Genomic DNA, 19520 nt, shown 5'->3' on the forward strand with positions numbered 1-19520 from the left:
CCCGTTATCGCGGCTTCAGGACGACCTTGGTCCAGTCGTTCTGGTTGTCGCTGAAATTCGCGTAGCCGCGCGGCGCCTCCTCGAGCGGCAGCCGGTGGCTGATCAGGAAGGTCGTGTCGATCTCGCCCTCCCCGATGCGGCGCAGCAGATCCGCCGTGTAGCGTTGCACATGTGTCTGGCCGGTCCGGATCGTGAGCCCCTTTTCCATCAGCGCGCCAAGCGGGAACTTGTCGAGGAATCCGCCGTAGACGCCGGGCATCGAGAGGCGCCCGCCCTTGCGGCAGGCGAGGATCGCTTCCCGGAGCGCGTGGCCGCGATCGGCGCCGAAGCCGACCTTTTGCTTCACCGCGTCCATCACGTTGTCGACGCCGAAGCCGTGGCTCTCCATCCCGACCGCGTCGATCACCGCGTCCGGCCCGATCCCGCCGGTCATGTCCATCAGCGCCTCGAGCACGCTCGTCTGCTCGAAGTCGATCACCTCGGCGCCGAGCTGGCGCGCGAGTTCGAGCCTCCGCGGATAGTGGTCGATCGCGATCACCCGCGCGCCCATGATGCGCGCGCTCTGGATCGCGAAGAGGCCGACCGGGCCACAGCCCCAGACCGCGACGGTGTCGCCCTCCTCGATCCCGGCGTTCTCGGCCGCCATCCAGCCGGTGGGCAGGATGTCCGAGAGGAAGAGAACCTTGTCGTCCTCGAGCCCGTCCGGGACGACGATCGGACCGATGTCGGAGAAGGGCACGCGCACATATTCCGCCTGGCCGCCCGCGTAGCCGCCGGTCAGGTGCGAATAGCCGAAGAGCCCGCTCATCGCATGGCCGTAGAGCCCCTCGGTCATGTCCTGCTTGGCCACGGGGTTCGAGTTGTCGCAGGCCGAGAACTGGTGCTTCTCGCAGAAATAGCAGCGGCCGCAGGAGATGGTGAACGGCACCACCACCCGCTGGCCCTTCCGGAGCGTGCTGTCGGGACCGACGTCGACGACGCGTCCCATGAATTCGTGGCCGAGGATGTCGCCGGCGAGCAGGCCGGGGATCACGCCGTCGTAGAGGTGCAGGTCGGATCCGCAGATCGCCGTCGAGGTCACCTCGATCAGCGCGTCGCGCGGGTTGACGATCTCGGGGTCCGGGACGGTCTCGACGCGGACGTCGTGCTTGCCCTGCCAGGTGAGCGCGCGCATCGGCTTCTCCTTACTTGTGGTTGTCGGAGGTGGCGATCTCGCCGGTCTCCATCAGCATCTTGAAACGCTTGAGCTCGCGCCGCCCCTGGATGCCCGGCTCGCGCTGGAAGAGCTTGGCGACCCAGCGGCCGATCTCGCCGCCCGGCGGGTCATAGGCGACCTCGGCGTCGACCACCGTGCCCCGCCCCCCGGTCGCATCGCGGAACCGGACGCGTCCTCTGGCCTCCACGGCCGAGCCGGGCAGGGTGCGCCACGCGATCAGTTCGCCATCGCGTTCCTCGGTCACCTCGGTTTCGAGATCGACCGGGGAGCCGCCCGGCGCCGCGATGGTCCAGGTCGCGCGCCCGGACGTGCCGGGGGTAACCTTCTCCACGGCGGTCATGAACTTCGGCAGGTTCCGGAAGTCGCGCCAGAACGCGTAGAGTTCGGCGCGCGGGCGGTTGATCGTCACCGCGTGCCCCGTCCGCCGCGGGCCCGGCGGCGCCGCGCGGCGATCGCGGGCGGGCGCGTCGTCGGGGTGGCGGGCGACCAGGTCGCGCTGACGGGCGCGCCGCTGGCCGAGCGTCGCGAGCCCGACGACGGCGAGGCCGGTGGCAAGGGTCGCGGCGAGGGCGGGGCCGGCGTAGGGGGTGTGGTGGCGCATCGCGTTCCTCCGTTTGTCGCCGAACCGGGGCGGAGGGACCTTGTTCCTCGAACGGTCCGAATCTTTCCGGATTGGCGCGCGACGGCCCGGGTCGGGCTACGGTTTCGTCTGCGCTTGCCCGGGCGCCTCCTGTTGCCGGTCGAGCACCTGGGCGTGCCCGATGTTCATGCCGACGAAGGTCACGAGGATGATGAGGAAGACGAGGGCCACGATCGTCACACCGGCGCGGGCCTTGCGTCGGGGGCTGGGCTTGTCAGGGTCGCGCATCGCTCACTCCGCCGGTAATCCCGTTCGAAGCCGTGGGAACCGGCGAAGCGCCGATCTGTTCCCTCCGGCGGAGCGGGACAGGATCGGCCGGGAGCCCGCCTCGTGCTTCGCCCCGCGCGTCCTCAGGCGAGGCCGAGGAGGCGCGGGGCGACCCCGAGCGCGGCGGCGCCGGCGAGAACCGGCACCATGCCGAGCCTGAACCGGAAAACGGCGAGGATCGCCAGCGCAGAGAGCGCGGCCGCGGCCCAGTCGATGGAGCCCGGGACCGGCAGTTCCAGCGACAGCGGTCCCGCCCGCCAGCGGATCACCTCGCGCCAGACGACGTGAATCGCGAACCAGATCGCGAGGTTCAGGATCACGCCCACCACCGCCGCCGTCACCGCCGTGAGGGCCGCCGAGATGGAAGCGTTCCGGCGCAGCCGTTCCATCCAGGGCGCGCCGAGGAAGATCCAGGCGAAGCAGGGCGCGAAGGTGACCCAGGTCGCGAGCAGCCCGCCCAGCGTCCCGGCGAGGAGCGGCGCCGCCCAGCCGGCCTCGCGGAAGGCGCCCATGAAGCCCACGAACTGCAGCACCATGATCAGCGGTCCGGGCGTCGTCTCGGCCATGCCGAGCCCGTCGAGCATCTCGCCCGGGGCGAGCCAGCCATAGGTGCCGACCGCCTCCTGCGCCACCCAGGCGAGCACCGCGTAGGCGCCGCCGAAGGTCAGCACCGCGAGTTTCGAGAAGAAGGCGGCGATGTCGGCGAAGACGCTGCCCGGCGCGAGGATCAGCAGCGCCGCCACCGGCAGCAGCCAGAGCGCGATGGCGACCAGCCCGGCGCGGAGCGCGGCCGCGGTGTGCTCGTCGCCGCGATCGGCCGATTCGGCCCCGAGCAGGGTTTCGGCGTCCTCGACATGGGGGCCTCCCGCCCCGCCATGCCCGCCGCCGCCGCGAAAGGTCGCGAGGCCCGCGCGGTCCCCGGCCCAGCCGATGAGCGCCGCGGCGAGCACGATCAGCGGGAAGGGCGCGCCGAAGGCGAAGATGGCGAGAAAGGATGCAGCCGCGATCATCCGCGTGGCCGGGTTCCTGAGCGCCCGGCCGCCGACGCGGACCACCGCTTGCAGCACGATGGCCAGCACCGCCGCCTTCAGCCCGAAGAACAGGTCGGCGACGAGACCGACCTCGCCCCAGACCGCGTAGATCCAGCTCAGCGCCATGATCGCCGCCATGCCGGGCAGGATGAACAGGATGCCGGCGATGAGCGCGCCCCGGATCCCGTGCATCAGCCAGCCGATATAGGTGGCGAGCTGCTGCGCCTCCGGTCCGGGCAGCAGCATGCAGAAATTGAGCGCGTGCAGGAAGCGCGCGTCGCCGAGCCAGCGGCGCTCCTCGACGAGGACGCGGTGCATGACGGCGATCTGGCCCGCCGGTCCGCCGAAGGAAAGCGCGGCGACGCGCGCCCAGACCCGCGTGGCCTCGCCGAGGCCGGGATAGTCGCGCCGCGGCGCCGCGGCGCGCGGGATCGGTTCCCCGGTCATGACGCCGTCCGGTCCGCGCGCGCGGCATGTGTGTCGCCCGGGCCGCCGCGGCGAGGGCGATGCGAGGTGTCATAGAGCGCCATTCCCGGCCTCCGGTTCATAGGGGATCGTTCAGAGGTTTCCGCGAGCCGGCTGGCCGGGCCGCGGAAAGGCGGCGCGGGCGCGTTCGACCTCGGCGCGGAGCGCGCAGCCGTCGTGATGGTCGTTGACGAGCCCCATCGCCTGCATGAAGGCGTAGACGGTGGTCGGGCCGACGAAGGACCAGCCGCGCTTCCTGAGATCCTTCGACAGCGCCACCGATTCCGCCGTCTGTGCCACCGGGCGCCAGGGGCCCTCCGGTGGCGGCGGCTCGAAGCTCCAGACATGCGCGGCGAGCGAGCCCTTCTCCCGGACGAGGTCGCGGGCGCGGCGGGCATTGTTGATCGTCGCCTCGATCTTGCCGCGGTGCCGGACGATGCCGGCGTCGCCGAGCAGCCGCTCCACGTCGGCCGGCCCGAATTCCGCGACGCGGTCGAAATCGAACCCGGCGAAGGCGGCGCGGAAGTTCTCGCGCTTCGTCAGGATGGTGCGCCAGCTCAGCCCGGACTGGAACCCCTCGAGGCAGAGCTTCTCGAACAGGCGCCGGTCGTCGGCGACCGGAAAGCCCCATTCCGTGTCGTGATAGGCGAGATAGTCCGGCGTCGACAGGCACCAGCCGCACCGCGGCCGCCCGTCCGGTCCTTCCCGTGTCTCCATCGCCCGGCCCGCTCCGATCCGCCCGCTTTCCCCGTGACGCCGCGCGTCCCGGAACCCTACCGTTTGCGCACGAATTCCGTGCGCAGCACCAGCCCCCTGATCGTGTCGTGGCGGCAGTCGATCTCCTCGTCGCTGTCGGTGAGGCGGATCGAGCGGATCACCGTGCCCTGCTTCAGGGTCTGGCCCGCGCCCTTCACCTTCAGATCCTTGACCAGCACGACCGAGTCGCCGTCCGCGAGCGCGTTGCCGGCGGAATCGCGCACCACCCGCGCGGTCTCCGCCGCCAGTTCGGAGGCCGGCCGCCACTCGCCGGTCGCCTCGTCATAGACATATTCCTCGTCCTCGGCCGCCATCCGCCCGCTCCTTCGCCGCTTCCGCTCCCGCTTACGCCGGCTCGGGCGGGAAAGGGAAGAGCCGGGTCGCCGCGGGGGGCCTTGCGCGGCGCGAACCGCCCGCGCGGACCCTTGCGACCCGCCCTCGAATGGCGCAGGTTGCGCGCTATGTGATTCACGTGCATAACGGTGCCGGACCATGCGGCTTCACGCCGAGATCGCCCTGACCGCCCCCGACGCCGCCCCGCTCGGGGCGCGGCGGATCGCGCTTCTGGAGGCGATCGGGCGCGAGGGCGGCATCTCGGCGGCGGCGCGCGCGCTCGGCCTGAGCTACCGGGGCGCCTGGGACGCGATCCGGGCGATGAACAACCTGGTCGGCCGGCCGCTCGTCGCCGGCCAGCCCGGCGGCGCCCGGGGCGGCGGCGCGCGGCTGACGGAGGACGGGCTCCGGCTCGTCGAGAGCTTCCGCCGGCTTGAGGCCGAGATGGCGCGCGCCTTCAACGCGCTCGCCCCCGATCTCGCCGGGGAGGAGGCCGCGGCGCGGCTGATGTTCGGCGGCTTCCTCGCGACCAGCGCGCGCAACGCGCTGCGCGGCGCGGTCGAGACGGTGGCCGAGGGCGCGGTGAACGCCGAGGTCGCGCTCCGGATCGCCCCGGAGGCGCTGCTGCGCGTCTCGCTGACGAGCCGCAGCCTGCGCGCGCTCGGCCTCTTTCCCGGCCGGCCGGCGATCGCGCTCGTCAAGGCGCCGATGATCGCGCTCGTCCCCGCCGCCGACCCGGGCCGATGCGCGAACCGGATCGAGGGTGAGGTCGCGCGCGTCGAGCGGGACGCGACCTCGGCCGAGATCATCGTCGATATCGGCGCGGGCAAGACGCTCTGCGCCGTGCGTTCCGGCGGGGCGGAACTCCCCGCCTTCGCGCCGGGCGATCGGGTCGCGGCCCTGATCGATCCGGCCCACGTCATCCTCGCCGTCGAATGAGAGGTTCTTCCATGAAGCGATACGTCGCCGCGCTGTTCCTCGTCTGCGCCGCCACCGTCGCCCGGGCCGACGAGACCCGGGTCGCGGTCGCCGCCAATTTCACCGAGCCCGCGACCGAGATCGCGAAGCTCTTCGCCGAGAAGACCGGGCACACCGCGAAGCTCAGCTTCGGCCCGAGCGGCCAGTTCTTCGCCCAGATCACCCAGGGCGCGCCCTTCGAGGTCTTCCTCTCGGCCGACGACGCGCGGCCGAGGAAGGCGGTGGAGGACGGGCTCGCCATCCCGGGGACCGAATTCACCTACGCGCTCGGCACGCTCGTGCTCTGGAGCCGGGAGCCGGGGCTCGTCACCGGGCCGGAGACGCTCGGGGACATGGGCTTCGACAGGCTCTCGATCGCCGACCCGAAATCGGCGCCCTATGGCGCGGCGGCGGTCGAGACGATGGAGAAGCTCGGCCTCTACGACTCGCTCGCGCCCAGGATCGTGCGGGGGCAGAGCATCGCCCAGGCCTTCCAGTTCGTCGACACCGGCAATGCCGAGCTCGGCTTCGTCGCGCTCAGCCAGGTGATCCGCCTCGGGGGCGGCTCGCGCTGGGTGGTGCCGGCGGATCTGCACGCGCCGATCCGCCAGGACGCGGTGCTGCTCCGGGTCGGCGCCTCGAACGCGGCGGCCAAGGCCTTCCTCGATTTCCTGAGGGGGCCGGAGGCGGCGCGGGTGATCGAATCCTACGGCTACGCGCGCGATCCCGAAGCCGGGCCGGCCGCCGGCTGAGATGGACTGGCAGCCGGTCCTGCTGACGCTGCGGCTCGCCGTCACCGCGACGGCGATCCTCCTCGTGCTCGGCACGCCGCTCGCCTGGTGGCTCGCACGGTCGAAGGCGCGCTGGAAGGAGGCGGTGGCGGCGCTGGTCGCGCTGCCGCTGGTGCTGCCGCCGACGGTGCTCGGCTTCTACCTGCTCATCCTGCTCGGGCCGGACGGGCCGGGGGGCTGGATCGCCGGGCTCCGGGGCGCGCGCACGCTCGCCTTCACCTTCGAGGCGCTGGTCTTCGCCTCGGTCGTCGCCTCGCTGCCCTTCGTGGTCCAGCCGATCCGCGACGCGTTCGAGGCGATCGGGGAGCGGCCGTTCGAGGTCACGGCGACCTTGCGCGCCACGCCGCTCGACGCCTTCCTGACCGTCGCCCTGCCGCTCGCCCGGCCGGGCTTCCTGACGGCGGCGGTGCTCGGCTTCGCCCATACCGTCGGCGAATTCGGCGTGGTGCTGATGATCGGCGGCGCGGTGCCGGGCGAGACCAAGGTGCTCTCGATCGCGATCTTCCAGCTGGTCGAGATCGGCGAATGGCGCGAGGCGCATCTGCTCGCGGGGGGCATGCTCGCCTTCTCCTTCCTCGTCATCCTCGCGACGCGGCTGATCGAGCGGCGGACGCGGCGGAGCGCGCGATGAGCGGGGGCGGGCGATGAGGGACAGGGCCCCGCCCGCCCTCGGCCTCTCGGCGCGGTTCCGGGGCCGGCTCGGCGACTTCCGCCTCGACGTGGCCTTCGAGGCGCCGGACCGCGGGGTGACCGCGCTCTTCGGCCCCTCGGGCTGCGGCAAGACCAGCGTGCTGCGCGCCATCGCAGGGCTCGAACGTTTCGCGGAAGGGTATTTCGCGCTCGGCGGCGACGTCTGGCAGGAGGGCGCGGCCTTCCGGCCGGTCCACCGCCGTCCGATCGGCTACGTATTCCAGGAAGCGAGCCTTTTTCCCCATCTCGACGTGCGCGCCAACCTCGACTACGGCCGCCGCCGCGCGCTCCGGGGCGGCGCGCGCGAGAGTACGCGGTTCGACGACGTGGTGGATCTGCTCGGCCTTTCGCGGCTCCTCGCCCGCGCCCCCGGCGCGCTCTCGGGGGGCGAGCGTCAGCGCGTGGCGCTCGGCCGCGCGCTGCTCACCCAGCCCCGGCTCCTCCTGATGGACGAGCCGCTCTCCGCGCTCGACCGTCTCGCGAAGGAGGAGATCATCCCCTATCTGGAGCGGCTGCGCGACTCGCTCGGCCTTCCGACGCTCTATGTGAGCCACGACATCGGCGAGGTAGAGCGGCTCGCCGACCATGTCGTGCTGATGGCGGCGGGGCGCGTCGCCGCCGCCGGTCCGCTTGGCGAGATCCAGTCCCGGCCCGACCTGCCGCTCGCGCGGATGCCCGAGGCCGCCGTCACGCTCGCCGCCGAGGTGGTGGCGCATGATCCCGACTACGATCTCACCACGCTCGCCGCGCATGGGGCGCGGCTGATCGCGCCGGGCGCCTTCGGCCCGCCCGGCAGCCGCCGGCGCGTGCGGATCGCCGCGCCGGACGTCGCGCTGGTGCGCGATCCCCCCCGGGCGAGCAGCATCCTGAACTGCCCCGCCGCGCGCGTGATCGAAGCCGCGCCGCGCGGCCGCGGCATGATGACGGTGGTGCTGGCGCTCGGCGCGGAGGGGGAGGGCGCGCGGATCCTCGCGCGGATCACGCGTCGCTCCTGGGATCACCTGGGCCTCGGCCCCGGCCAGCCGGTCTTCGCCCAGATCAAGGGCGTGGCGCTGGTCTCGCCCTCCGCGCCCGGCGAGGAGGGCTGAGGGGAGGAGGCTATTCCGTTTCGTCCGCGCCGCCGTCGCCGGGGGCTTCGATGTCCGCCTCCATGTTGGCCAGCATCCGCCGCGTGACCCGGAGAAAGGCCTCGAGGTCGTCGGGCGAGACGCCCCGGATCAGCCGGGCCTCGCAGTCGAGCGCGATGGTGAGCAGTTCGTCATGCGCGCGCCGGCCGCTCATCGACAGCCACCACCGGCGCTTGCGCGGGTCGCTCGGCTGGGCCTCGAAATGGACGTGCCCCTTCGCGAGCAGCTGGCCGAGCGCCCGGCTGACCGCGGACTTGTCGAGGCGGAGCACCTCGCAGATCCGGTTCGCGGTGATCCTGGGCTCGATCGCGAGCATCGAGATCACCCGCCACTCGACGATGCCGAGATCGAACCGCGTCCGGTAGATCGCCGCGGTCATCCGCTGCCACGCGTTCGAGACCACGTTCAGCAGGAAGGGCGGATAGTTGTCGACCGCGAGGATCGTCATGTCCTCGCGCATCGTCACCGGGCTCGACAGCCGCTGTCCGTTCTCGCCGATCCGGATCGCTCTCGCCTTCGTTTTCATGCCGCTCCTGTCCCGCCAGCCGGGGGGCGCCCGGCCGGGCGATCTTCCATCAGCCCCGGCGCGGGGACAAGCGCCCGGACGGGCTCAGGCCGCGACCAGCCGCAGCGGCAGGCGGTCGAGCGCGTGGACCGCGTTGTTCGGGCGCCAGACCGCCTCGCCGTCCGGCTCGATCCGGGCGACCCGCGCCGCCATCGCGGTCAGGAGCGCCTCCAGCTCGGCGCGGGCGATGTTCTGGCCGACGCAGCCGTGGATGCCGGCGCCGAAGGCGAGGTGGCCGACCGGGGCGCGGTCGATCCGGAACGCCTCCGGATCGCCCCATTTCTCCGGATCCATGTTCGCCGATCCGAGGACGCAGAGCACCTTGCTCCCCTCCTCGATCGGCTGCCCCGCGATCTCGCAGGCGACGTTCGCGGTTCGGGCGAAGGTATGCACCGGCGAGGTATGGCGCAGCACCTCCTCGAAACAGGGCCGGGCCAGTTTCGGCTCGGCGCGGAGCATCTCCCAGGCTTCGGGATTGCGCGACAGGCACCAGAGCGCGTTGCCGATGCCGGTGACGGTGGTGTCGACCCCTGCCGAGAGGAAGGAGCGCACCAGCATCGCGGCCTCCGCCCCGGTGATCTCGCCCGCGTCGGCCGCGGCGTAGATCATCGCGCCGAGCCCGTCCCCCGTCAGTCGATCGCGCGCGCAGGCGGCGGTGATCCAGGGCACGATCCCGGGCGCGCGGGCCATCGCCTCGCGCCGGATCCGGTTGTCGGGACCGAGCGCGTTGAAGACGAGGGCGCCGTAATCGACGAGCCGGCGGGGATCGCTGTCGCGCATGCCGAGGGCGCGCGGGAAGACCGTCGTGGGGAAGACCTCCGCGATTTCCGTCACCGCCTCCAGCCGCTCCTTCGCGAGCAGCCGGTCGACCAGCGCCTCGGCCTCGACCCGGAAGGCGTCCCGGAGCGTCGCGACGGATTTCGGCGACAGCGCCCGGGCCATCACCTTGCGCGTCCTCGTATGATCGGGCGGATCGACCTCGAGGATGATCGACGGGTCGCGCCAGGGCTTTCCGATCCGGAAGTCGTTGAGGCCCACGCCGCGCGACGAGACGAATCGCTCGTGATTGGAGAAGACGGCCCGGGTCTCCTCGTAGCGGCCGACGGCGAAGACGGCGTAGCGCGGGATGAAGACGATCGGCCCCCGGGCGCGGAGTTCGGCGTAATAGCCGAGCGGATCGGCCAGGATCGCCTCGTCATAGGGGTCGATGTCCCAGACCGGAATTCCGGCGGGCGGGTCGATCGGCCGGTGGCCTTCGATCAGTGTCATGGCGTTTCCTCGGATGTCCGTTCCCGCGCGGGGATCATTCCCGGCGAATGTCGCGCGGCGGGGGGTGGTATTTCCTCGGACGATAGCGATCATCAGTTGACTAGTCAACATATGGCACACCGGCTCAAGGCATGCGCAGATGGAGAGGGAGGTCCCTCCGGAAGGGCCGGATCTGAAAAGATCGTTGTTTGTAAGCAATATAAATGGAGTTTATAATGTTTCACAGGTTCGAGAATCAAGGGCCAACGGTGGCCATCCCCTGAGCCGACAGCAGCGTTTTGTTGACAGATCAACATATAAGAGCTAGCAAGACAAAGAAGTTGATTCGTCAACTTACGGCGAAGGCGGAGGTAGCGGTTCCCAGGCTCCGGAAGGCCGGAGACCGGACCACTCAGGTTAATGTATACATGAAAGGCCGATTTCCGCTCATAATAGGAGATGGCTTGCGTCTAGAGGCGATTCGTGTATACATAGACAAAAAAGAGGGGAGGACATGGCTGACGCTTCGGCGACGAATGGCTGCGACGCGGAACCGGCGGGGACACAGAGCTCCCGGGCGGTCTTGGAGTTGCGCAACCTCATCGTCGGCGGTCACATCCCGCCCGAGGAACGCCTGACCGAGGTTCAGCTTTCCGAGCGTCTCGGCATGTCGCGCACGCCGATCCGGGCGGCGATCCAGCAGCTCAGGGCGGAGGGTCTGCTCGAACCCCTGCCCGGCGGGGGCTTCCATGCCCGCGCCTTCGGTCCGGCCGAGATCGCGGAGGCGATCGAGCTGCGGGGGATGATCGAGGGTTTCGCCGCCCGGCTTCTGGCCGAGCGCGGCATCGCCCCGGAGGATTTCGCGAGGCTCGGGGCGCTGGTCGCCGAGATGGACGCGCTCTTCGAGGCGGAGGATTTCGGGGCCGACCAGTTCGTCGCCTATGGCGGGCTCAACGCCCGCTTCCACGCGGCGCTGGCCTCGGCCACCGGCAGCGCGCTCGTGGTCGAGGAGGCGCGGCGGGCCAATGCGCGGCCCTTCGCCGCGGCGAGCGCGCTGGTGCGGGTCCGGGGCGGTGGCGCGGCTTCGCGCGATCATCTCCTGCCGGCGCAGGACCAGCACCGCGCCGTGCTGGAGGCGATCCGGGAAAGGCAGGGCGCGCGGGCGGAGGCGATCATGCGCGAGCATGCGCGCCATTCGGAGCGCAACCTGATGAAGGCGCTCCGCGCCAAGGCGCCCCTGACCGGGGTCGCGGGCGCGGGGCTCATTCGCCGTCCCGCCTGAGGGACGGCGCACGATCAATGAAAAGTCGCAATGCGACGCCACGCGGCCGGATGTTCCGTCCGCGCAGCAGGGAGGAATTCCGCATGAAACGACGCGACGTGCTCGTCGGCGCGATGCTCGCGGCCACGACGATGGCGACGGGCCTGCCGGCGCTGGCCGGGGGCGAGCCGCTCAAGGTGGGGCTGATCCTGCCGATGTCGGGCCCCTTCGCCTCTACCGGCCGCGAGATCGAGGCGGCGGCGAAGCTCTATGTCGCCGAGCACGGCGCCGAGGTGGCGGGCCGCGAGATCGAACTCGTGGTCAAGGACGACGCGGGCGTCGCCGACACGACGAAGCGCCTCGCGCAGGAACTGATCGTGCGCGACAAGGCCGAGGTGATCGCGGGCTTCGGTCTCACGCCGCTCGCCCTCGCCGCCGCGCCGCTCGCCACGCGCGCCAAGGTGCCGGAGATCGTGATGGCCGCGGCCACCTCCTCGATCACCGAACAGTCGCCCTTCGTCACGCGCACGAGCTACACCACGCCGCAGGTCACCTCCAAGATCGCGGAATGGGCGAAGGCGAACGGCATCTCCAGGGTCGTGACCCTCGTCTCGGATTACGGTCCCGGGATCGACGCGGAGAAGACCTTCGCGCAGGTCTTCGACGACCTCGGCGGCGAGGTCGTCGACTCGCTCCGCGTGCCGCTCGCCAATCCCGATTTCGCCCCCTTCCTGCAGAAGGTCGCGGATCTGAAGCCCGACGCGGTCTTCGTCTTCGTGCCCTCGGGCGTCGGCGCCCCCTTCATGAAGCAGTTCGTCGAACGCGGCCTCGACAAGTCCGGGATCAAGCTGATCGCGGACGGCGGCGTGACCGACGACGACATCCTGAACTCGATGGGCGATCCCGCCCTCGTCGCGATCACCGGCTTCCACTATTCCGCGGCGCATGACAGCGAGGCCAACAAGGCCTTCGTCGAAGCCTTCCAGAAGGCCAATCCCGGCATGCGGCCGAACTTCATGGCGGTCGGCGGCTATGACGGCATGGCTCTGCTCTACCAGGCGCTGGAGAAGACCGGGGGCGACTCCGACGGAACCGCGCTGATCGAGGCGATGAAGGGGCTCTCCTGGGAAAGCCCGCGCGGGCCGGTCTCGATCGACCCGGAAACCCGCGACATCGTCCAGAACGTCTACATGCGCCGGGTGGAGCGCGGCGCGGACGGCGAGCTCTGGAACGTCGAGTTCGAGACCTTCGAAGCGGTGAAGGACCCGGCCAAGTCCGGTTCCTGAGGACGGCCCGGGCGCCGCGCCCGGCCTTCCGCCCCCCCCTTTCCCCGAACGGATTCCGTTCGGCGCCGCCCCCTCGGGCGGCGCCCCGGAAGGGGCATGTCCACCGCCACGACCACGACCCGGGATCCCGCGCTCATGCTCACCATCCTCATCGACGGCATCGCCTACGGAATGCTGCTCTTCGTGCTCGCCTCCGGCCTCGCCGTGACGCTCGGGCTGATGAATTTCATCAATCTCGCCCATGGCGCCTTCGCGCTCATGGGGGGCTATGCCACCGCGCTCCTGATGAACCGCGCGGGCCTGCCCTTTCTCGCCACGCTGCCCTTCGCCTTCCTCGTCCCGGCGCTGATCGGCGCGGTGGCGGAACGCACGCTCTACGTCCGGCTCTACCGCCGCCCGCATCTCGATCAGGTGCTGTTCTCGATCGGGCTCGTCTTCATGGCGGTCACGGCCGCCGACTGGCTCTTCGGCTCGCAGCAGCAGCTCATCACGCTGCCGGCCTGGCTGCAGGGGCGGTTCGAACTGGCGGGCGTCGCCATCGGGCGCTATCGCGCCTTCCTGATCCTCGTCTGCGCCGCGCTGGTGGTCGGGCTGCAGTTCGTCCTGACGCGGACCCGGTTCGGGGCGCGGCTGCGCGCCGCGGTCGATGACCAGCGCGCGGCGCGCGGGCTCGGGATCAACGTCGGCGTGATCTTCGCCTCGACCTTCGCGGTCGGCTCCGGCCTCGCCGGGCTCGGCGGCGCGCTCGGGGTCGAGATCCTCGGCATGGACCCGACCTTCCCGCTCAAGTTCATGGTCTACTTCCTGATCGTCGTCACGGTCGGCGGCACCGCCGGCCTGACTGGTCCCTTCCTCGCCGCGCTCATCATCGGCGTGGCCGACGTGGCCGGCAAGTACTACGCGCCCGAACTCGGCGCCTTCATGATCTATCTCCTGATGATCGTCATCCTGATCCTGCGGCCCCAGGGCCTGATCGCCCGCTGACGCCAGCCCGAGGACACCCCGCATGTCGACCCGAACCGCCTTTTCCCCCGGCACCGTCCCGCTTCGCGGAGCCGCCCCGACCGATCTCCAGGCCCGCGCGCTCCGCGACCTCGGACGGACCGGCCGCTGGCGCCCCGCCGAGGCCCTGTTCTGGCTCGCCGCCCTCGCGAGCTTCTTCTTCCTGCCCGACCAGCACCTGCTCCTGACCGAGGTGGTGATCCTCGGCCTCTTCGCCCTCTCGCTCGACCTCGTCCTCGGCTACGCGGGCATCGTCTCGCTCGGCCACGGCGCCTTCTTCGGGCTCGGCGCCTATGTGGCGGGGCTCGTCTCGATCCACCTGACGGGGGAGCCGCTGACCGGTCTGCTGCTCGGCGGGCTGGCGGCGGGGGTGCTCGGGTTCGCGACCGCGCCGCTCCTGCTGCTGCGCGCCTCCGATCTCACCCGGCTCATGGTGACGCTCGGCATCGCCATGCTGCTCTACGAGGCGGCGAACAAGGCGGCCTGGCTGACCGGCGGGGCGGACGGGTTGCAGGGGGTCTGGATCGACCCGCTGTTCGGCCGGTTCGAATTCGACCTCTTCGGCACCACCGCCTACGGCTACGCGCTCGCCGTCACCTTCCTCCTCTTCCTGATCGCGCGGCGGATCGTGACCTCGCCCTACGGGCTGTCGCTCCGCGCGATCCGCGACAACGCGCTTCGCGCCAACACGATCGGCGTGCCCGTCGGCCGGCGCCTCGTCGCGATCTACACGCTCTCCGCGCTCTATGCCGGGATCGCCGGCGCGCTGCTCGCGCAGACGACGATGTTCGTCTCGCTCGACGTGCTCGCCTTCCATCGCTCGGCCGACGTGCTGCTCGTGCTCGTGCTCGGCGGCGTCGGCTATCTCTATGGCGGGCTGATCGGGGCGATCGTCTTCAAGCTGCTGCAGGACGTGTTCTCGACCATCACGCCGGAATACTGGATGTTCTGGATCGGCCTCGTGCTCGTCGTGATCGTGCTGATCGGCCGCGACAGGATCAACGCCGCGCCCCTCGCCCTCTGGCACCGGATCCGGGGAGGCGCGAAATGAGCGCGGCGCTCCGGACCATCGCGCTCGAGAAGCGCTTCGGCGGCCTCGTCGCCACCAACAAGGTGGATTTCACGCTCGAACACGGCGCGCGCCACGCGCTGATCGGGCCGAACGGCGCGGGCAAGACCACCTTCGTCAACCTGCTGACCGGCGTCCTGCCCGCCACCGCGGGCCAGGTTCTGCTCGACGGCGAGGACGTGACCCGGCTCTCGCAGCAGCGACGGGCGCGGCGCGGGCTCGGGCGGACCTTCCAGATCAACCAGCTCTTCCCGGCGATGACCCCGGTCGAGAGCGTGGGCCTCGCGGTCTCCGAACGGATGGGCGGCGGCGCCGATTTCTGGCGGAGCCTCGGCGCGCGGCGCGACATCATCGGCGAGGTGCTCGACCTGCTCGAACGCTTCCGGCTGATCGACGTGATGGACCATCCGACCGCGCGGCTCGCCTATGGCAAGCAGCGCCTGCTCGAACTCGCCGTGGCGCTCGCGGGCAATCCGCGCGTGCTCCTGCTCGACGAGCCGGCGGCGGGCGTGCCGGAGGCGGAGCGGCGGGAACTCCTCGACACGCTCGCCGCTCTGCCGTCCGACGTGTCGATCCTGCTGATCGAGCACGACATGGATCTCGTCTTCTCCTTCGCGGACCGGATCACCGTTCTCGTGAACGGCACGCACTTCGCGGAGGGAACGCCCGGGGATGTCATGAAGGACCCTCGTGTGCGCGAAGTCTATCTCGGGGAGGAGGAACATGCCTGAGCTTCTGGAACTCGAGGGGCTGACCACCGGCTACGGCGAGGCGGTGGTGATCCGCGACCTCTCGCTGACGCTCGGCGAGGGCGAGGCGCTGGCGCTGCTCGGCCGCAACGGCGTCGGCAAGACCACGCTCATCGACAGCGTCATCGGCGTCACCCGGCGCTTCGCCGGCTCGGTCCGGCTCGCGGGCGTCGACCTCACCGCCGCGAGCCCGGAGAAGCGCGCGGCGGCCGGGATCGGCTGGGTGCCGCAGGAGCGCGACATCTTCCGGTCCCTCACCGTCGAGGAGAACCTGACCGCCACCGCCCGGCCGGGCCGCTGGACGCTGCGCGGCGTCTACGAGATGTTCCCGCGTCTCGGGGAGCGGCGCGCGAACATGGGCGACCAGCTCTCGGGCGGCGAGCAGCAGATGCTCGCGATCGGCCGGGCGCTGATGCTCAATCCGAGGATCCTTCTGCTCGACGAGCCGACCGAGGGGCTCGCGCCGATCGTGATCGAGCAGCTGCTCGCCTCGATCCGGCGGATCATCCGCGAGGAGGGCATGGCCACGATCATCGTGGAACAGCATGCGAAGAAGATCCTCGGTGTCACCGACCGCGCCGTGATCCTCGACCGGGGCGCCATCGTCCACGAAGCCCCGAGCCGCGCGCTGATCGAGGATCCCGCGCCGCTCGAACTCCATCTCGGCGTCATCGCCAAGCAGAACCAGAGGAGCCCCGCTCATGCCGGTTGAAACCGCGAACCTCGCGCCCGTCGACGAAACGATCACGCTGCGCGACCTCCATTTCGACCCCTATCCGATCTACCGCCGGCTGCGCGCCGAGGCGCCGGTCATGCGGGTCAAGGCGGCGGGGCGGACGTTCCTGACCAAGGCCGCCGACACGAAGTTCGTGAAGGACACGCCGGAGATCTTCTCCTCGAACGACCCGAACACGCCGATGAAGCCGGCGTTCCAGGCGCATACGCTGATGCGCAAGGACGGGGCCGAGCACATGGCCGAGCGCATGGCCATGGCCCCCGCGCTGATGCCGAAGACGATCCAGGAGGTCTGGCAGCCGCTCTATCGCGACCTGGTCGGGCAGTATCTCGACCGGCTGCCGCGGGGCGAGGTGGTGGATCTCCACAAGGAACTCTCCGCCCCCATCGCCGCGCGCATCCTCGCCCATATCCTCGGCATTCCGGAGGCGAGCGACGAGCAGATGATCTTCTGGAGCCAGGCGCTCATCGACGGCGCGGGCAATTTCGGCTGGGAGCCGGGCCCCTTCGCGGTCTCCGACCATGCCAATCTCGAGATGAACGCGCTGCTCGAAAAGGCGGTGGAGCGGGTGCGCGCGAACCCGGACCGCTCGGCGCTCTCGGTGATGGTCAACGCCGAGAACCCGATCCCGATGAGCCAGATCGTGGCCAATATCAAGATCGCGATCGGCGGCGGCATCAACGAGCCGCGCGACGCGCTCTCCACCATCGTCTTCGGCCTGCTGACGGAGCCCGAGCAGCTTGCCGAGACGCGGCGCACCGGCAAATGGGGCGCGGCCTTCGAGGAAGGGGTGCGCTGGGTCGCGCCGATCCAGGCCTCCTCGCGCCTCGTGACGGAGGACGTGGAGATCCGGGGCTGCCTGATTCCGAAGGGTGACACGGTGATGACGATCCAGGCCTCGGCGAACCACGACGAGGATCTCTTCGAGCATCCGGAGCGGTTCGACGTCTTCCGCGCGAAGAACCCGCATCAGGCCTTCGGCTCCGGCCCGCATCATTGCGCCGGCACTCATGTCGCCCGCCGCACCGTCGGCGCGGTGATGCTCGGGATGCTGTTCGAGCGTTTTCCCGGCATGACCCTTCCCGATCCGTCGGTGGTGGAATGGCGCGGCTTCGGCTTCCGCGGCCCCATCAACCTGCCGGTCGTCCTGAACTGAGGAGAAGTCCCATGAAGATCACCTATATCGCCGCCGACGGCACCGAGACCGAGGTCAACGCCAGGGAAGGCGACAGCGTGATGCAGGCGGCGATCGCCAACGACATCGACGGCATCATCGGCGAATGCGGCGGGTCGATGATGTGCGCGACCTGCCACTGCTACGTCGATGACGCCTGGGTGGAGAAGACCGGGCCCCAGCACGACGGCGAGAGCGACATGCTCGACTGCGCCGCCTCCGAGGTGAAGCCGACCAGTCGCCTGTCCTGCCAGATCAAGCTCACCGAGGAGCTCGACGGGCTCGTCGTGCATCTGCCGGAAGCGCAGATCTGATGGACCGGATCCTCATCGTCGGCGCGGGGCAGGGCGGTTTCCAGGCCGCCGCCAGCCTGCGCCAGGAAGGCTTCGCGGGCGAGATCGTGCTCTTCGGCGAGGAGCCGGGTCTGCCCTACCAGCGCCCGCCGCTCTCCAAGGCCTACATGGCCGACGGCGACGCCGACCGGCTGCTGCTGAAGCCCGCGAGCTTCTACGAGCGATCGACGATCACCTACCGTCCGGAAGTCCGGATCGGGGCGATCGACCGCGCCGCGCGCGAGGTGGTGACCGCGGCGGGCGAGCGGCTGGGCTACGATCACCTGATCCTCGCGACCGGCGCGCGGAACTTCCGGCCGCCGATCCCGGGCCAGGAGGCGGATGGCGTGCTGGAGTTGCGCACGCTCGCCGACGCCGTCCGGATCCGCGCCCGGCTCGCGGAGACGCGCCATGCGATCGTGATCGGCGGCGGCTTCATCGGCCTCGAATTCGCGGCGATGGCGCGCGCGGCCGGCGTCGGCGTCACGGTGCTCGAAGCCGCGCCCCGGCTGATGGGCCGCGCGCTCTCGCCCGCGATGTCGGAGTTCTTCCTCGCCGCGCATCGCGAGATGGGCACCGAGGTGCTGCTCGGCGCCGCCGCGCGCCGGATCGAGGCGGAGGGCGGCAAGGTGAGCGGCGTCGATACCGCTGATGTCCGGGTCGTGCCCGGCGATCTCGTGCTGATCGCGACCGGGATCCGTCCCAATGTCGAACTCGCCGAGGCGGCGGGGCTGCATGTCGATAACGGGATCGTGGTGGACGAGTCCCTGCTGACTTCGGACCCGGCGATCTCCGCGCTCGGCGACGCGGCGAGCTTTCCGCTGCCCGAGGGCGGCCGGGCGCGGCTCGAATCGGTGCAGGCGGCGGTCGATCACGCGCGCCACATCGCCAAGCGGCTGCTGAGGGGCGAGAGCGCGCCCTACGCCGCCGTGCCGTGGTTCTGGAGCGACCAGGGCAAGCTGAAGCTGCAGATCGCAGGGCTCGGCACCGCCGCCGACGAGAGCCAGGACGTCCCCCAGCCCGAGGGCGCGAAGATGGTCCTGCTCTATCGCCAGGGCCGCCTGATCGCGGCGGAAACCGTGAACGCGCCCGGCCAGCACATGGCGGCGCGCCGGCTCATCGGCGCGCCCCGATCCGCGCTCGAGGCGGCCGGCTACGACCTCAAGGCCGCCCTCCGGCAGGGCGCCGCGTGACATCCCGGCGGATCGGGGCCGAGGCCGCCTGACCGGCGCGGTCAGCGGCCGACGGGGACGAAGCCGCGGCTTTTCCCGCCGTTCTCGGCGTCGGGGTGTTCATGGCCCTATAGGGGGCTTCGGCCTCGACCCGGACCGGCGGGTACTTGGAGCGACTCCTTGCTTTGGCGTGGCGCTGGCGTCACGCCGAAGGCACGCGGACCTCGCCGAAGCCATGCATCCGCTTGGCCCATTGCACGGCGACGAAGAAGCCCTTGATCGGCGGCAGCATCGCGAGGCAGAGCGGCACGGCGAGGAGGGAAAGCAGGACCGCGACCAGCCACGGCCGCAGACCCGCCGTGACCAGCGGGATCAGCGCGAAGCCCACGACATGGCAGACGACGAGCAGCGTGACATAGGCGGGACCGTCATCGGCGCGCTGGTGATGCAGGGCCTCGCGGCAGGCCGGGCATTCCGGCGCGACGTGAAGATAGGAATCGAACAGGCGCCCCTCGCCGCAGGCGGGGCAACGCCGGCGCAGGCCATTGCGGATGGCCTCTCCCAGCGCGCGGTCGGGTCCTTCGGTCATCGCTTTCCCTCCTCCTGATCGAACGTACATATGACATGCAATCTGTGCGCATTCAATGCGGACA

At 70.7% G+C, this 19520-nt stretch carries 22 protein-coding genes; 13 read left to right on the top strand and 9 right to left on the bottom strand.

Translation table 11 applies throughout. The features are described from left to right. Window positions 1–4 precede the first annotated feature (4 nt). From FJM51_RS08215 to FJM51_RS08235, 6 genes are all read right to left on the bottom strand, one after another. On the bottom strand, window positions 5–1174 hold the full coding sequence (locus FJM51_RS08215; RefSeq protein WP_140453646.1) for a zinc-dependent alcohol dehydrogenase: 1170 nt from the start codon (window positions 1172–1174) through the stop codon (window positions 5–7). 10 nt (window positions 1175–1184) lie between these two features. Further along, entirely contained in the window at window positions 1185–1817 is a 633-nt protein-coding gene (locus FJM51_RS08220; protein ID WP_140453647.1) for an SRPBCC family protein, read from the bottom strand. A gap of 96 nt (window positions 1818–1913) precedes the next feature. Next, entirely contained in the window at window positions 1914–2084 is a 171-nt protein-coding gene (locus FJM51_RS23735) for a hypothetical protein (RefSeq protein ID WP_181164490.1), read from the bottom strand. 122 nt (window positions 2085–2206) lie between these two features. Beyond that, a complete protein-coding gene (chrA, locus tag FJM51_RS08225; RefSeq protein WP_140453648.1) occupies window positions 2207–3601 on the bottom strand; it encodes a chromate efflux transporter in 1395 nt (464 codons plus the stop codon). A 111-nt stretch (window positions 3602–3712) separates the two neighbouring features. Then, the gene (locus FJM51_RS08230) at window positions 3713–4336 is read right to left on the bottom strand and encodes a DNA-3-methyladenine glycosylase I (protein WP_140453649.1); all 624 of its coding nucleotides are present in this window, start codon (window positions 4334–4336) and stop codon (window positions 3713–3715) included. A 56-nt stretch (window positions 4337–4392) separates the two neighbouring features. Continuing rightward, the gene (locus tag FJM51_RS08235; protein WP_140453650.1) at window positions 4393–4689 is read right to left on the bottom strand and encodes an alkylphosphonate utilization protein; all 297 of its coding nucleotides are present in this window, start codon (window positions 4687–4689) and stop codon (window positions 4393–4395) included. Window positions 4690–4867: 178 nt separating this feature from the next. Here FJM51_RS08235 and FJM51_RS08240 point away from each other — a divergent pair, with 178 nt between their 5' ends. The 4 genes from FJM51_RS08240 to modC are packed head-to-tail and all read left to right on the top strand — an operon-like array spanning window position 4868 to window position 8234. Continuing rightward, a complete protein-coding gene (locus tag FJM51_RS08240; RefSeq protein WP_140453651.1) occupies window positions 4868–5647 on the top strand; it encodes a TOBE domain-containing protein in 780 nt (259 codons plus the stop codon). Window positions 5648–5658: 11 nt separating this feature from the next. After that, window positions 5659–6417, top strand: a complete 759-nt coding sequence (gene modA / locus FJM51_RS08245; protein ID WP_140453652.1) for a molybdate ABC transporter substrate-binding protein — start codon at window positions 5659–5661, stop codon at window positions 6415–6417. A gap of 1 nt (window position 6418) precedes the next feature. After that, window positions 6419–7087: a molybdate ABC transporter permease subunit gene (modB, locus tag FJM51_RS08250; protein ID WP_140453653.1), complete on the top strand. Its 669-nt coding sequence runs from the start codon at window positions 6419–6421 to the stop codon at window positions 7085–7087. 13 nt (window positions 7088–7100) lie between these two features. Continuing rightward, window positions 7101–8234, top strand: a complete 1134-nt coding sequence (modC, locus tag FJM51_RS08255) for a molybdenum ABC transporter ATP-binding protein (RefSeq protein ID WP_140453654.1) — start codon at window positions 7101–7103, stop codon at window positions 8232–8234. 10 nt (window positions 8235–8244) lie between these two features. On the opposite strand, the gene FJM51_RS08260 is transcribed toward modC, so the two are convergent. Together FJM51_RS08260 and FJM51_RS08265 are read right to left on the bottom strand one after the other, a co-directional pair. Further along, entirely contained in the window at window positions 8245–8799 is a 555-nt protein-coding gene (locus tag FJM51_RS08260; protein WP_140453655.1) for a MarR family winged helix-turn-helix transcriptional regulator, read from the bottom strand. Between the two features lie 84 nt (window positions 8800–8883). After that, window positions 8884–10107 (bottom strand): cytochrome P450, encoded by a 1224-nt coding sequence (locus FJM51_RS08265; RefSeq protein WP_140453656.1) that lies wholly within the window; start codon window positions 10105–10107, stop codon window positions 8884–8886. A 493-nt stretch (window positions 10108–10600) separates the two neighbouring features. Here FJM51_RS08265 and FJM51_RS08270 point away from each other — a divergent pair, with 493 nt between their 5' ends. The 9 genes from FJM51_RS08270 (at window position 10601) to FJM51_RS08310 (ending at window position 18888) form a co-directional block, all read left to right on the top strand. Further along, a complete protein-coding gene (locus tag FJM51_RS08270) occupies window positions 10601–11368 on the top strand; it encodes a GntR family transcriptional regulator (RefSeq protein WP_140453657.1) in 768 nt (255 codons plus the stop codon). A gap of 83 nt (window positions 11369–11451) precedes the next feature. Then, window positions 11452–12633 (top strand): ABC transporter substrate-binding protein, encoded by a 1182-nt coding sequence (locus tag FJM51_RS08275; protein WP_140453658.1) that lies wholly within the window; start codon window positions 11452–11454, stop codon window positions 12631–12633. A gap of 96 nt (window positions 12634–12729) precedes the next feature. Continuing rightward, window positions 12730–13617: a branched-chain amino acid ABC transporter permease gene (locus FJM51_RS08280; protein WP_233713048.1), complete on the top strand. Its 888-nt coding sequence runs from the start codon at window positions 12730–12732 to the stop codon at window positions 13615–13617. A gap of 22 nt (window positions 13618–13639) precedes the next feature. Next, on the top strand, window positions 13640–14686 hold the full coding sequence (locus tag FJM51_RS08285; RefSeq protein WP_140453659.1) for a branched-chain amino acid ABC transporter permease: 1047 nt from the start codon (window positions 13640–13642) through the stop codon (window positions 14684–14686). After that, window positions 14683–15435: an ABC transporter ATP-binding protein gene (locus tag FJM51_RS08290; RefSeq protein ID WP_140453660.1), complete on the top strand. Its 753-nt coding sequence runs from the start codon at window positions 14683–14685 to the stop codon at window positions 15433–15435. Before FJM51_RS08285 ends, FJM51_RS08290 begins: the two co-directional genes overlap by 4 nt. After that, the gene (locus FJM51_RS08295; protein ID WP_140453661.1) at window positions 15428–16165 is read left to right on the top strand and encodes an ABC transporter ATP-binding protein; all 738 of its coding nucleotides are present in this window, start codon (window positions 15428–15430) and stop codon (window positions 16163–16165) included. The genes FJM51_RS08290 and FJM51_RS08295 overlap by 8 nt, the downstream gene beginning before the upstream one ends. Beyond that, window positions 16155–17345 carry a cytochrome P450 gene (locus tag FJM51_RS08300; protein WP_140453662.1) on the top strand — a complete coding sequence of 397 codons (1191 nt, stop codon included), beginning with the start codon at window positions 16155–16157 and terminating at the stop codon, window positions 17343–17345. The genes FJM51_RS08295 and FJM51_RS08300 overlap by 11 nt, the downstream gene beginning before the upstream one ends. Window positions 17346–17356: 11 nt before the next feature. Further along, window positions 17357–17677, top strand: a complete 321-nt coding sequence (locus FJM51_RS08305) for a 2Fe-2S iron-sulfur cluster-binding protein (protein WP_140453663.1) — start codon at window positions 17357–17359, stop codon at window positions 17675–17677. Continuing rightward, entirely contained in the window at window positions 17677–18888 is a 1212-nt protein-coding gene (locus FJM51_RS08310; RefSeq protein WP_140453664.1) for an NAD(P)/FAD-dependent oxidoreductase, read from the top strand. The genes FJM51_RS08305 and FJM51_RS08310 overlap by 1 nt, the downstream gene beginning before the upstream one ends. A gap of 181 nt (window positions 18889–19069) precedes the next feature. Here the strand turns inward: FJM51_RS08310 and FJM51_RS08315 are convergent, their stop codons facing one another. Continuing rightward, window positions 19070–19456: a DUF983 domain-containing protein gene (locus FJM51_RS08315; RefSeq protein WP_140453665.1), complete on the bottom strand. Its 387-nt coding sequence runs from the start codon at window positions 19454–19456 to the stop codon at window positions 19070–19072. Between the last annotated feature and the right edge of the window lie 64 nt (window positions 19457–19520).

The organism is Amaricoccus solimangrovi, assembly GCF_006385685.1.
Classification (GTDB): domain Bacteria; phylum Pseudomonadota; class Alphaproteobacteria; order Rhodobacterales; family Rhodobacteraceae; genus Amaricoccus; species Amaricoccus solimangrovi.